The sequence below is a fragment of the Pseudomonas sp. UMAB-40 genome (assembly GCF_900095275.1).
GTDB classification, from domain to species: domain Bacteria; phylum Pseudomonadota; class Gammaproteobacteria; order Pseudomonadales; family Pseudomonadaceae; genus Aquipseudomonas; species Aquipseudomonas mandelii_B.
On sequence record NZ_LT607558.1, the window covers coordinates 148,407 to 161,501 of the forward strand.

The window sequence follows — 13,095 nt, forward strand, 5'->3', positions numbered from 1 at the left end:
GAGTGGGTTTATGCGGGCGTTACAGTCAGGGTTTTGGGGTGTCTGGGCGGGCCTCTTCGCGGGCAAGCCCGGCTCCCACAGGTTCAGTGGTGGAGTCGGATTCGGAGATTGATTCAGATCCCTGTGGGAGCGTGGCTTGCCCGCGATGGCGGCAGGCCAGACAACATCGCACCCAACTGGCGCACCAAAATGCATACATCCAGTGCCGAACATCCCCGATACGACACCTTTTTACGCTTTACGACTGCTATCACAACACTGGCACGCCCACTGCAAACACCCTCACCTGAAGCTTTTCAAACCGTTCAGTGAGCAAACGCATGAACACACAACTCAAACCCACACTGGGCACATTGCACCTGTGGGGTATTGCGGTCGGGCTGGTGATTTCCGGTGAGTATTTCGGCTGGAGTTACGGCTGGGGCGTGGCGGGCACGCTCGGGTTCCTGGTGACCTCGTTCATGGTCGCCACGATGTACACCTGCTTTATCTTCAGTTTCACCGAACTGACCACGGCGATTCCCCATGCTGGCGGCCCATTTGCCTACAGCCGCCGCGCCTTTGGCGAGAAAGGCGGATTGATCGCCGGGCTGGCGACACTGATCGAATTCGTCTTCGCCCCGCCGGCGATTGCCTTGGCTATCGGGGCTTACCTGAATGTGCAATTCCCGGCCCTCGATCCAAAACATGCAGCGGTCGGCGCTTACATCGTGTTCATGGGCTTGAACATTCTCGGCGTGAAACTGGCCGCTACCTTCGAGTTGATTGTCTGCGTATTGGCCGTGGCGGAACTGCTGGTGTTCATGGGCGTGGTCGCCCCGGCGTTCAGTTTCAGCAACTTCGCCCTCAATGGCTGGGCCGGTTCCGATGTGTTCGGGGCGCCGGCGATTGCCGGGATGTTCGCGGCGATTCCTTTCGCCATCTGGTTCTTCCTTGCCATTGAAGGCGCAGCGATGGCCGCCGAAGAAGCCAAGGACCCGAAACGCACGATTCCCAAGGCCTACATCAGCGGCATCCTGACCCTGGTATTGCTGGCCATGGGCGTGATGTTCTTTGCCGGCGGCGTCGGTGACTGGCGCACCCTGTCGAACATCAACGACCCGCTGCCACAAGCCATGAAGACCGTGGTCGGCGAAAGCTCGGGCTGGTTGCACATGCTGGTATGGATCGGCCTGTTCGGTCTGGTGGCGAGTTTCCACGGGATCATCCTCGGCTACTCGCGGCAGTTCTTCGCCCTCGCCCGCGCCGGTTACCTGCCGGTATCACTGGCCAAACTGTCGCGCTTCCAGACACCCCATCGGGCGATCATCGCCGGCGGCGTGATCGGTATCGCAGCAATTTATAGCGACGGCCTGATAAACCTCGGTGGCATGACGCTGACCGCAGCGATGATCACCATGGCGGTGTTCGGCGCAATCGTGATGTACATCATGAGCATGCTCAGCCTGTTCAAGTTGCGTAAAACCGAACCGAACCTGGAGCGCACCTTCCGCGCGCCCTGCTACCCATTGGTGCCGATGATTGCGCTGATCCTGGCGGTGGTGTGCCTGGTGGCGATGGCCTGGTTCAACACGTTGATCGGGTTGATCTTCCTCGGCTTCATGGCGGTGGGTTTCGTGTACTTCATGCTCACGGCGCAGTTGCGCGCGGATGCACCGGCGGACGCGATGTTGACCGGACGCTGAATGGTCTCAGGTGTTACCGACAGATCAGGCATAGAATGGAACCACCGCGAAATGAAATCGCTCAAAGTGGTATGCATGATCGATTGGCGAAACCCGCCAATCGGCCTGCCCTCAAGGAGAGCCCTATGCCCTGGTATGCCTGGTTGATTCTGGTCGTTGCAATCGGCTCGATCGTTGGTGGTTTGATGATGCTGCGTGACACCGCCAACAAGGTCGACCTCACCGAAGAGCAACGTAAGCGCGTCGCGGAACGCAACGCGGAAGCGGACGCCAAGGATGCGCAGGACCGCTAAACCAAAAACCCTGTCACTCTGATCGAGTGACAGGGTTTTGCGTTCCTACTTTTCCCAGTCGGCTTTGGCAATGTGCAAGCCATGCAGCCCCTTATACGCAGCACGCTCAGGCTGGCTCCAGCCCTCGAGCAATGAATCCTCCAACCGATAAATCTCCACGCCCAATGGGCGACAGACGCTCAGCGGATCCTGTGCATCCGGCCCCCACATGGCCAGCGACAGGTCCCCTCCCGGACAGGTCGACAGCGCACACAGCAGATCGATCTCGGCAAAGAACTCCAGGTAATCGCCCTTCTGCGCCGGACAGGCCTTCATGAAGTACATGTCGTCGTGGTTCAGGCCCGTGCACTGGAAAATGTTCAGCACGTCATGCACATCGAACTCGGTCAGGCCGTGGGGCAACACGGCGCGCGTCAAGTTGGAGTGGCAGTGATGATGGAAATCCTCGCCAGTGAGCATTTTGTTTACATAGGGATCGCAGCGAGTACCCAGTAAATCGTGCAAGCGACCGCCATGTTCGTCGATGCCGTAACCGGCCAGGCTGTCGTCGGTGATGGTCACCAGCGGCCGTAAAAAAGGCAGGTTCGACCAGAGCCGGTCATGGGTGCTGACGTGGGCGCCCTGCAGTTGCCGGGTCCGCGCCGCCCACAAACGCTCGCGCGGATCGTTGGCGTTCCAGACATTGAAGTCGCCGACTTGCGGGCCGACCGGCGTGGTCACGCGAAACACGTGCCCGGCCGGTACATTCCAGGCCCGACCGGTACGGATCGGCACTTCGAACTGCTCGATCAGCGTGCGGCCGTCCTTCGTGTCGCGGATCCGTTCGTAGAAGGCTTTGTCCACCTGCAAGGCCGAGCCTTTGCTGACTTGATAGGCTGCCGGATAGTCTTTGTACATGGCACAAATCCTCGATCAGTGATGGGGGGTTGAGGCAAGCATTTGCAACAGAAGGTGTTGTGAGTCATCGAGATAAGCGCTCATGGCGTCCGTGGCGGCGCGCTTGTCGCCCTCGGCGAGGAAGTCATGAATCTGCCGGTCGCGAGCCAGCCAGGGCGCCTGAAAACGTGATTCATCGGGCGCGGTGCAGAACGCCAGGCGCAGTTGTGCAACAACGTTGGTGAAAAACTCATCGAACAATGGACTTCGCAGTAGCCCGACGATGTGTTGATGAAACGCCAGGCTGTGGGTGCCGACGGCGCGCCAATCCTCACGTTCCCGGGCCAGCTCGGTGGCCTCCAGCGCCTCGAGCATCCGGTCGGACTGCTCGTCGCGCAGCGGCTGGCTCATGCTGATGGCTTGTAGTTCCAGGGTACGCCGAACCTTGAACAGATCCCGAACATCATCCTGGCCCAGCCTGCGCACCATCACGCCCTTGTTGCGCACGTAACGGGTCAGACCATCCTGAGCCAGGCGATGCAGCGCTTCACGAATGGTGTTGCGGGAGGCGTTGTAGGCAGACACCAAATCGTTTTCCACCAGCGCCATGCCAGGCAGCAGGCGACCGCCAATGATGTCTGCGCGCAACTCCAATGTGATGTGATCGGCCAGGGACAGTCCACTGTTCATGCTCATCGCCTCGTGATTGTTCAACAATCGTCAACTGACAAGTAATCACTATTCGTGCCAGCTGAATCGATGCGGCAGGACGAAGTTGGACGCATCTGCATGCTTTTTAGAAGTAGAAGTACAGTCACCATCCCATTTTCATTGGTTAAGATGGCGCATTGTTGCGGAGATTTCAGATGCGTTACTCGCAGGACCACAAAGCCCAGACCCATCAACGCATCATCAAGGAAGCATCGGCGCGATTTCGCCGCGACGGTATTGGCGCGACCGGCCTGCAACCCCTGATGAAAGCGTTGGGGCTGACCCACGGCGGGTTCTACTCGCATTTCAAGTCCAAGGACGAACTGGTGGAAAAGGCCCTGCAGGCCGCCGGCGAACAATGCGACGCCATCTGCGCCGAGCTGTTCGCGCAGGAGCACCCGCTGGAAGCGTTCATCGACACCTATCTGTCCGAATGGCACCAGACTTCACCCGATGAGGGTTGCCCGCTGCCGACCATGTCCTCGGAGCTTGGCTTGCGCGGACAACCCAGTCCGACCTCTGACGTGGTGCTCAATTCGAGGCTCGAACAAGTGCAAGGCACGCTTGAAGGCGAAGATGCCGCCGACCGCAGCATCTTTATTATGTCTGCCCTGGTCGGGGCGTTATTGCTGTCGCGCAGTGTCGAGAACCCGGAGATGGCCCAGCGGATTCTCGACGTGACACGCGAATTTCTCAAACAGCCCCGGGATTAATCCTGCCAGCGTTTGAACAGCACGCTGGCATTGACCCCGCCAAACCCGAAGCCATTGGACAGTGCGTACTCGATAGCCATCGGCCGCGCCTGACCGTGGACGATGTCCACACCTTGCGCCGCCGGGTCCGGGTTTTCAAAATTGAGGGTGGGCGGCACGACTTGATCGCGGATCGCCAACAGCGTGAAGATTGCCTCAATCCCGCCCGCCGCCCCCAGCAAATGCCCGGTGGCGGACTTGGTCGACGTCACCGCAATCTTATTGTCCGAACCGAACAATGACTTGATGGCCGCCAATTCTCCAAGGTCCCCAACCGGTGTCGAGGTGGCGTGAGCGTTGAGATGCTGCACCTGTGCGGCAGAAATGCCTGCTTGGGCCAGGGCCAGTGACATCGCCCGACGTGCACCGCTGCCATCTTCAGGGCCGGCAGTCAGGTGATAGGCATCGGCACTGGTGCCATAACCGACCAGTTCGGCCAAGGGTTGAGCGCCACGGGCAAGCGCATGCTCCAGCGACTCGATCACCAACAGGCCAGAACCCTCCCCCATCACGAAACCATCACGACCACTGTCGAATGGCCGAGAGGCACGCTCCGGGGTGTCGTTGTAACCGCTGGACAAGGCACGCGCTGCCGCGAACCCGGCGAGGCTGACCCGATCGATCGCTGCCTCCGCACCACCGCACACGGCAATATCCGCCTCGCCACAACGAATCAGCCGCGCCGCATCGCCGATCGCCTGGACTCCGGCCGCACACGCTGTCACCGGAGCACCCAGCGGGCCTTTGAAACCATGCTGGATCGACACATGACCGGCCGCGAGGTTGACCAGAAAGGAAGGAATGGTGAAGGGCGACAAACGCCGCGGACCGCGGGTATCCGTGGTGCGGACCGCATCGGCAATCGCGCCGAAACCTCCGACGCCCGAGCCGATAATCGTCGCGGTGCGCTCCTGAGCGTTAGCGTCTTGCGCTTGCCAACCGGCCTGCTCCAACGCCTGGCGCGCGGCCTCCATGGCAAACATGATGAAACGGTCCATTTTTTTCTGCTCTTTGGGCGGCGTCGCCCGATCCGGGTCGAAACCCGCCTCGGGATCTTCCGCCACGCTGAGCACTGCGCCACCGACCTTGGCCGGCAGATCGGCGACCACGTCGTCAGGCAAGTTACGCAGCCCGGAGCGTCCGGCCAACAGACGCTCCCAAACCACCTCAACACCGCTACCCAGCGGGGACACCAGGCCCATGCCCGTTACAACCACTCGACGATCACTCATACCGCAATTACCTCAAGCCGATTGAAGGCGCCTCACTTGTAACGCGTGGCGGCCGTACTTTTGGAAAGATTCGGCGCCATGACCAGACGGGCTTTTACAAAGTCGTCCCACTCGGAGGCGTTTGGTAGCGATGGAATGGTGATCAGCTCACCCTGGTCCAGTCCGGACAATGCCGCATCGACCATCTCGCCGGCTTCCATCACCATGTCTGCGGGAATCTGAGTAGCGTCGATACCGGAGCGCTCCCAGATTTCGGTGCGTGTTACGCCTGGCAACACGGCCTGGACCTTGATCCCGGTACCGTCCAGTTCCGCGTTCAACGACTGGGTCAGACTTAACACATAAGCCTTGCTTGCGCTGTAAGTCGCATTGAATCGCTCAGGAAACAACGCCACCACCGAGGCGATATTGATGATCGTGCCACGGCCAGCCTTTGCAAAGCTGGCGGCGGCTGCCGATGCCAGGCGTGTGACGGTGGTGACGTTGAGCTGGATTAACTTTTCCAGTTGCTCCATGTCGGAATTCGCCAACAGACCATCCGCTGCGACCCCGGCATTGTTCAGCAGCAAGCTGATACTCGAGTCGCTGCGTAGACGCTGTTCAATTTTCAGAACGTCATCTTTTTGAGTGAGGTCTGCCTTGAGTACTTCGACCTGGACACCATGTTCGGCGCGCAACTTGCTCGCCGCTGCCTGCAATCGCTCCTCGTCGCGAGCGACCAGCAACAAATCAAAACCACGCGCAGCCAATCGCTCGGCGTAAATGGCGCCAATTCCGGAGGAGGCTCCGGTGACAAGGGCGGTTCCTTGGGTCTGGACAGAATTCATGAGCGTGCTCCTGGGAGGATACGTAGGAAGATGAACGCCTGAGCGCTTCAGCGGTTACAGGAATTATTATAGGCATAATTTAAAGGCAATATGATAGCCGTAATTTTTCATATCCCTATGAAAGGGACGACACATCATCAAGACCAAAATGCAAAAAGGCCGGTCAATGACCGGCCTCTTGGGCGTTGATCTAAAAGCTTAGTTCACTTCCAGCTTCTCGCGGTTCTTATCCAGGATCGCCTTGCCTATCCCCTTCACTTCCAGCAGCTCGTCTACGGACGAAAACGGCCCATTACTGTCACGATAGGCAACAATCGCCTTGGCTTTCGCCTCACCGATACCGGACAGCTCACGCTGCAGCGTCGGTGCATCAGCTCCATTGAGATCGACTTTTCCAGACTGAGCCTTGGGCGAAACTTCCAGCACCAAGGGTGCGCTGCCAACCTCAGGCTTTGCCGCAGGCGCGGCGATTGCAGCGATAGAGGCGCTGGTCAGCAGGGCGAAAACTAGAGAGTAGAAATAGCCAGTACGCATAAATGAAGCTCCATGACATCGATTGAGAAAGCAGCTTTTCCGAAGCTGCTCTCCAAACTTAGGCGATGTGGTGGAGCTGTCAAAAGTGTGTCTGTTGCAGGATGTGAAACAATCAGGGTTCGAGGCGGCGTTGCTGGTAGATCCAGTCGACGATCTCGCCGTCGGGGGTGTAGCCGCTGACGGTTTCGCGCAGCAATTGACGAACTCTCGCGTAATCATCCTGTTCGACAGCGGCCAGCAACTCAACCAACCGTCCCTTGAGAACATCCCATGCCAGGTAGTCCTCATTCGCAGTCATGATCATCGGGTGTGGAGTCGCGGAAACGTTATCCCCAATTAGCAATTCTTCGTAAAGCTTCTCGCCTGGACGCAGCCCGGTAAATTCAATGGAGATATCACCGTGAACATTTTTGTCCGAGCGGACGCTAAGTCCAGAAAGATGGATCATCTTCTCGGCCAACTCGATAATTTTCACCGGCTCGCCCATGTCGAGCACGAAAACATCGCCGCCCTGCCCCATGGATCCTGCCTGGATGACCAGTTGTGCGGCTTCCGGGATGGTCATGAAATAACGTGTGATCTTGGGGTGCGTAACTGTCAACGGACCACCAGCCTTGATCTGCTTATGAAAAAGCGGAATCACGGAACCTGACGAGCCCAGCACGTTCCCGAACCTGACCATCGTAAAGCGAGTCTTGTTGACTCGGGACACACATGCCTGATCGTTGAATAACACCGGAGCCTTCTCGCGACTAAGCGCCTGGAGCGTCAGCTCGGCAAGCCGTTTAGTACTGCCCATTACATTGGTAGGGCGCACCGCCTTGTCGGTGGAGATGAGAACAAAGTTCGAAACGCCGGCCTGCAGCGCCGCTTGAGCGGTATTCAATGTACCAATGACATTGTTCAACACGCCTTCGGCAATATTGTGTTCAACCATGGGGACATGCTTATACGCCGCGGCATGGTAGACCGTGTCGACATGCCAAGTCTTCATGACATCCAGTAACTTGTCTTCATTTCGGACAGAACCCAAAATTGGCAGCAACTTTACGGATAACGACTCACGCGCGATGCGCTGTTCAAGCTCAGACAAAATGCTGTAAAGATTGAATTCACTGTGCTCGAATAACAGCAACGTCTTAGGTCTGAGTTCCACTATTTGACGACATAGCTCCGAACCAATTGATCCACCTGCACCGGTGACCATAACCGATTGATGGGTAATGCAATGTTCAAGCAAGTCCTCTTGAGCCGGCACGGCATCACGCCCCAATAGGTCTGCAATGTCTACCTCTTGAATATCATCGACTTTGACTCGACCACTAGCCAGATCCATAAAACCAGGCACGCTGCGTACGTGCAGGGGAAAGCGCTCGAGAAAGCCGAGAATCTCCCGACGACGCCCACGATTTGCAGAAGGAATAGCGAGAAGAATTTCCTGAGCGCCGGTGGTGTCAATCATTTGCTGGATATGTTTGGGCTTGAAAACCTGCAACCCCGCGATGACACGACTCGCGATGGCACTGTCATCATCGATAAACGCTACCGGGCGCATGACCCTGCCCATTCGTAAGGCAGCCACGAGTTGATTGCCCGCAGCGCCTGCACCATACACCGCCACCCTTGGCAAACCATCATCAAGATTGGCAAAAGGAACATGCTGGGCGGCTACAAACCAATCACCTGAAAAATACTGGCGCATTGCCAAACGCAGACCACCGATCATGACCAGACTTAGCCACCAATAATTGAAAATAATTGATCGGGGCACTATCGTTTGATGGTTACTGTACCAGTAGACCCAAATACCGAGAATAAGAGAAGAGAGACTGACAGCCTTACTTATCGCGATGAGTGCATCATTACCGACATAACGCATCACGGCACGATACATCCCAAAACGGATGAAAAGTGGGATAGCTACAACAGGAGCACTGAGAAACAACCAGAGGTGCTGTTGAATGGGATTGTTCAGGTCGTCTATTCCAAGACGAACAATGAAAGCCATCCACAGGGAAACCCAGACCAAAATTATGTCAGCCACTACCTGCAGGACTCGCTTACGTCGGCGAGGGAGGCGCACCAAAAATGATCTTATTCTATCCATAACCTTATCGAACACCTCTTCAAGCTCCTGACACCAAAAACAAACTATTAGCTTTAGACCCTAGAATAAAACTGCCCGACTTGCACTGAAGTGTTTTCCAGAACCTTTCCTGGCCTTCCCTGCATGATCCTCTCAAGGAAATCACTGAAAACAACCGCCGAACCAGTAAATCGTTGCACCTCAACGTGAAACCTTTGGCGAAGGTGAGCTTATGCTGATCAACTCCTCCCGTGAAAAGACGATGCGTGAGCAAGACCAGACACCTGAACTTCTCTTGCGAGGATCAACCACAAAAAACAGCCAAGGACGTTTTTCCTGCAATTGAATCACGCCGCTCTGACACACTTCGACCCGGCGAGCCCGAGGACAGGTTCATCACCCCCTGAAAGGCAGGCTCATGATACCTAGGTTCTACCAAAAATCCCTTGAAATCCCCTGCTGCCCTGAAAATCAATGCAGCCATACGCAGGGACAACAGGAAAAAGGATTCGAATCCACCGCCAGGACTGTTGACGAGTATGTCGTCGGCATGCGCCAACAATGTTGATCGACATCAGATGCCTCGTGACCTGTCCAAGGCACCCGCACGAGCACCATCCGATCAATCCCGACAGCAACGGCAAACACCCAAACCGCGCGTTCATTGCTTATGGCAAGGATGATTACTCTCTCCGGAATGGCTGAGACATCCAGGCTGGCCGCCAATCAGAACCAAAAATGCGGAGCGCACTCCCAAGATGCTACAACCTTGGAAAGCGCCGGGCAAAGAAGGCTATAATCCGTGCCGCATTCTTCAAGCGCACTGCCCCCTCCAGTAAAAGTACAGCGGCGTCAGGACGCTCTGAAGGAATGCCTATTTGCAATGAAATACCCGGCTTACACGAACCGAGCGGTTGCCCCCTGATGACAATGATATCTTTCGACATGGTCGAATGTACCAGCGAAGCACCACAGGCCTACCGCGAGCAATTCCGCGATCCGGGTCGGGCCGCCTACAGGCAGGCTCAGTCGAGGATAATCAAAGGCAATCTGCAAGAGCCTACGGCCGATACCCTCGACATTCGCGGACGGTCCAACTATTCATCCGGCATCGCGAGGCCTTGACCACCTTTGTTCGCTCTTCAAAAAAATCATTATCCAGCGCCCGCATTTAAGGCTGACTTTAGAAAATGGTTCACAACGAACAATAAACATTGCTCTTTATCGCATGAGCCAGGCGCGATGAAAAAACGAACGTTGGCGCCATGAATGGCATCCAGCCACTGAGTAAAAAAATCCGACAAATGGAATGCATCAGGGAAAATATGGATTAACAAAAGTCAATTTTTGAGTATCGGCAACCCACTGACGTCCCTGAGCCCCGATATGAACGGAAGATCAAAATATCTAATGCAACCTTATTTCAAACCAGGACAACTCGACGTCCTGTTTGAGGTGAATAGTCATGGGGCTCTACGGAAAAAGAAAAGCTCAGTGAATGACCGGACTCAACCTTTTCCACTAGCGTGACTGCCAGTGCACGTAATAAAATTTATCTATTTTCAATAGCGGTGTAGCTATGACTTTGAAAACCTTATGTGTGTTCGGCACACGCCCCGAAGCAATTAAGATGGCCCCGTTGGCGCTGAGTCTCGCAGCCGACGAACGCTTCGACGCCAAGGTGTGTGTGACGGGTCAGCATCGCCAGATGCTGGATCAAGTGCTGAATCTGTTCGAAATCGAACCTGACTTCGACCTGAATATCATGAAGCCCGGCCAGGACTTGACTGACGTCACCACGGCAATCCTGCAAGGAATGAAAGGCGTATTCGCGGAATTCAAGCCCGACATCGTTCTGGTACACGGCGACACGGCAACGACCTTCGCCGTTACGCTGGCAGCCTACTATCAACAGATTCCGGTGGCACATGTTGAGGCAGGCTTGCGTACTGGCAATCTCTACTCGCCGTGGCCGGAAGAAGCTAACCGGAAATTGACCGGTGCTTTGGCGACCCTGCATTTCGCCCCGACGGATACCTCCCGACAGAACTTGCTAAGGGAAGGAGTGGAGCCCGGTTCCATCCATGTCACAGGCAACACTGTCATTGATGCTCTGCTGGACGTTGTCGCCAGAATCAACAACAGTTCAGATCTGCAGAACGAATTCCATCAACAATTTTCGTTCATTGGCGAAGGCAAGCGGGTAATCCTCGTCACAGGTCATCGGCGTGAAAGTTTCGGCGATGGCTTTGAAAAAATTTGCCAGGCGCTGGTGAATACAGCGAAAGAATTTCCCGATGTAGAGATCGTTTACCCTGTGCACCTGAATCCAAATGTGCGCGAACCAGTCAACAGACTTCTGGCAGGTATCAAAAATATCCATCTGATTGAACCTCTGGATTATTTGCCATTTGTGTACCTGATGGACCGCTCTTATGTGATCCTCAGCGATTCCGGTGGCATACAGGAAGAAGCCCCGTCCTTGGGCAAGCCGGTGCTGGTGATGCGTGATACCACTGAGCGACCAGAGGCCGTAACGGCCGGTACCGTAAAATTGGTCGGCACCGAAATAGACGTCATTACAAGTAACTTAAGTCGCTTGCTGACCAACTCTGATGCGTATACCCAGATGAGCTATGCTCATAATCCCTACGGTGACGGGAAGGCTTGCGCTCGCATTCTTGAAACTCTTTCCCACATCGAATAAGGCTAACTCATGAGCTTTGAAACTATTTCCGTGGTCGGTCTTGGCTACATTGGGCTGCCAACCGCTGCTGTTTTCGCAGCGCGTAAAAAGAAAGTCATCGGCGTTGATGTAAACCCGCATGCGGTTGCTACCATTAACCGCGGTGAAATTCACATCATCGAGCCCGATCTGGATATCGTTGTTCGTGCAGCCGTCACTGAGGGATACCTGCGCGCTACCACCACAGCGGAACCAGCTGATGCATTCCTGATTGCAGTACCCACCCCTTTCAAGGGCGATCATGAACCAGATCTTTCTTATATTCAGTCCGCCAGCAAATCCATTGCTCCCGTCCTGAAAAAAGGCGATCTGGTCATACTTGAGTCGACCTCACCGGTAGGTGCAACAGAGCAAATGTCTGCCTGGCTGGCTGAAGCCCGTCCCGACCTTAGCTTTCCGCAAACTCATGGCGAAGACTCCGACATTCGCATTGCTCATTGCCCTGAGCGCGTTTTGCCTGGCCATGTGCTGCGTGAGCTCATTGAAAATGACCGCATCATTGGCGGTTTGACTGCCAAGTGTTCGGCTGCCGCCATGCAACTCTACAAGACCTTTGTAGAAGGCGAGTGCATCATCACCGATGCGCGTACTGCCGAAATGTGCAAACTTACCGAGAACAGCTTTCGCGATGTAAATATCGCGTTCGCGAACGAGCTGTCCATCATTTGCGACAAGCTCGACATTAATGTGTGGGAGTTGATTCGCCTTGCCAATCACCACCCACGAGTCAACATTCTGCAGCCAGGCCCTGGCGTTGGCGGCCACTGCATTGCCGTCGACCCTTGGTTCATCGTGAGCAAAACACCCGATGAAGCACGATTGATTCGTGTCGCACGAGAGGTGAATGACAGCAAGCCGCAATGGGTTCTGGACCAAGTCAAACTCGCGATGGGCGCACATCTCCAAGAGAATCCGTCTAAAACCTCCAAAGATGTGACCATCGCTTGCTTCGGTCTGGCGTTTAAGCCAGACATCGATGACCTGCGTGAGAGCCCATCCTTGGCGATCACCTTAAAAATTGCCGAGTCTCATCCAGGTACTATTCTCGCGGTCGAGCCCAATATTGAGCACCTACCTGCCAACTTGGAAGGAAAAGTGACTCTGAGCGAAATCGATAACGCGCTTTCTACTGCGGATATCATCCTCCTCCTGGTGGACCACAGCCTGTTTAAAGCCATCCCGAAAAATCGCGTATCCAGTCTTAAAGTAATTGATACCCGTGGAATTTGGACCTGACACTACGGCCCAATATCAGACACGAAATCAGGCAAAGGATAATCTGATTTCGTGTCCCATAAAGATGACGATTGTAATTTTAGATGATCATGCGCTCGAATTAGTCATGATGGGGTT

11 protein-coding genes are annotated in these 13,095 nt (G+C 55.4%); 5 read left to right on the forward strand and 6 right to left on the reverse strand.

What is annotated here, in order from left to right; translation table 11 throughout:
- Positions 1–320: 320 nt before the first annotated feature.
- Entirely contained in the window at positions 321–1,685 is a 1,365-nt protein-coding gene (gene eat, locus K0F88_RS13305) for an ethanolamine permease (protein ID WP_219095336.1), read from the forward strand.
- Between the two features lie 125 nt (positions 1,686–1,810).
- Complete coding sequence (locus K0F88_RS13310) at positions 1,811–1,978, forward strand: DUF2897 family protein (RefSeq protein ID WP_094468421.1); 168 nt, start codon at positions 1,811–1,813, stop codon at positions 1,976–1,978.
- Between the two features lie 45 nt (positions 1,979–2,023).
- Here the strand turns inward: K0F88_RS13310 and K0F88_RS13315 are convergent, their stop codons facing one another.
- Together K0F88_RS13315 and K0F88_RS13320 are read right to left on the reverse strand one after the other, a co-directional pair.
- Complete coding sequence (locus K0F88_RS13315) at positions 2,024–2,875, reverse strand: DUF1989 domain-containing protein (protein WP_094468422.1); 852 nt, start codon at positions 2,873–2,875, stop codon at positions 2,024–2,026.
- A gap of 15 nt (positions 2,876–2,890) precedes the next feature.
- Positions 2,891–3,544, reverse strand: coding sequence for a GntR family transcriptional regulator (locus K0F88_RS13320; RefSeq protein WP_219095337.1), 654 nt, complete (start codon positions 3,542–3,544; stop codon positions 2,891–2,893).
- A gap of 176 nt (positions 3,545–3,720) precedes the next feature.
- Here K0F88_RS13320 and K0F88_RS13325 point away from each other — a divergent pair, with 176 nt between their 5' ends.
- Complete coding sequence (locus K0F88_RS13325) at positions 3,721–4,278, forward strand: TetR/AcrR family transcriptional regulator (protein ID WP_094468424.1); 558 nt, start codon at positions 3,721–3,723, stop codon at positions 4,276–4,278.
- Here the strand turns inward: K0F88_RS13325 and fabF are convergent.
- From fabF to K0F88_RS13345, 4 genes are all read right to left on the reverse strand, one after another.
- Positions 4,275–5,549 (reverse strand): beta-ketoacyl-ACP synthase II, encoded by a 1,275-nt coding sequence (fabF, locus tag K0F88_RS13330; protein ID WP_094468425.1) that lies wholly within the window; start codon positions 5,547–5,549, stop codon positions 4,275–4,277. The two genes, K0F88_RS13325 and fabF, sit on opposite strands and share 4 nt — an antisense overlap.
- Before the next feature lie 32 nt (positions 5,550–5,581).
- Entirely contained in the window at positions 5,582–6,376 is a 795-nt protein-coding gene (locus K0F88_RS13335; protein ID WP_094468426.1) for an SDR family oxidoreductase, read from the reverse strand.
- 198 nt (positions 6,377–6,574) lie between these two features.
- Positions 6,575–6,910 (reverse strand): helix-hairpin-helix domain-containing protein, encoded by a 336-nt coding sequence (locus K0F88_RS13340; RefSeq protein WP_219095338.1) that lies wholly within the window; start codon positions 6,908–6,910, stop codon positions 6,575–6,577.
- A gap of 112 nt (positions 6,911–7,022) precedes the next feature.
- Positions 7,023–9,017, reverse strand: a complete 1,995-nt coding sequence (locus K0F88_RS13345) for a nucleoside-diphosphate sugar epimerase/dehydratase (RefSeq protein ID WP_219095408.1) — start codon at positions 9,015–9,017, stop codon at positions 7,023–7,025.
- A gap of 1,558 nt (positions 9,018–10,575) precedes the next feature.
- Between K0F88_RS13345 and wecB the strand changes: the two genes are divergently transcribed.
- Together wecB and wecC are read left to right on the forward strand one after the other, a co-directional pair.
- Positions 10,576–11,703: a non-hydrolyzing UDP-N-acetylglucosamine 2-epimerase gene (wecB, locus tag K0F88_RS13350; protein WP_219095339.1), complete on the forward strand. Its 1,128-nt coding sequence runs from the start codon at positions 10,576–10,578 to the stop codon at positions 11,701–11,703.
- Between the two features lie 9 nt (positions 11,704–11,712).
- On the forward strand, positions 11,713–12,978 hold the full coding sequence (wecC, locus tag K0F88_RS13355) for a UDP-N-acetyl-D-mannosamine dehydrogenase (protein WP_219095340.1): 1,266 nt from the start codon (positions 11,713–11,715) through the stop codon (positions 12,976–12,978).
- Positions 12,979–13,095 lie beyond the last annotated feature (117 nt).

What these genes read in the sequence shown, in the direction of transcription:
- K0F88_RS13345 (WP_219095408.1), bottom strand. Translation starts at nt 9,017, where the DNA reads ATGGATAGAATAAGATCATTTTTGGTGCGCCTCCCTCGCCGACGTAAG.
- K0F88_RS13315 (WP_094468422.1), bottom strand. Translation starts at nt 2,875, where the DNA reads ATGTACAAAGACTATCCGGCAGCCTATCAAGTCAGCAAAGGCTCGGCC.
- K0F88_RS13325 (WP_094468424.1), top strand. Translation starts at nt 3,721, where the DNA reads ATGCGTTACTCGCAGGACCACAAAGCCCAGACCCATCAACGCATCATC.
- K0F88_RS13320 (WP_219095337.1), bottom strand. Translation starts at nt 3,544, where the DNA reads ATGAACAGTGGACTGTCCCTGGCCGATCACATCACATTGGAGTTGCGC.
- eat (WP_219095336.1), top strand. Translation starts at nt 321, where the DNA reads ATGAACACACAACTCAAACCCACACTGGGCACATTGCACCTGTGGGGT.
- fabF (WP_094468425.1), bottom strand. Translation starts at nt 5,549, where the DNA reads ATGAGTGATCGTCGAGTGGTTGTAACGGGCATGGGCCTGGTGTCCCCG.
- wecC (WP_219095340.1), top strand. Translation starts at nt 11,713, where the DNA reads ATGAGCTTTGAAACTATTTCCGTGGTCGGTCTTGGCTACATTGGGCTG.
- K0F88_RS13310 (WP_094468421.1), top strand. Translation starts at nt 1,811, where the DNA reads ATGCCCTGGTATGCCTGGTTGATTCTGGTCGTTGCAATCGGCTCGATC.
- K0F88_RS13340 (WP_219095338.1), bottom strand. Translation starts at nt 6,910, where the DNA reads ATGCGTACTGGCTATTTCTACTCTCTAGTTTTCGCCCTGCTGACCAGC.
- wecB (WP_219095339.1), top strand. Translation starts at nt 10,576, where the DNA reads ATGACTTTGAAAACCTTATGTGTGTTCGGCACACGCCCCGAAGCAATT.
- K0F88_RS13335 (WP_094468426.1), bottom strand. Translation starts at nt 6,376, where the DNA reads ATGAATTCTGTCCAGACCCAAGGAACCGCCCTTGTCACCGGAGCCTCC.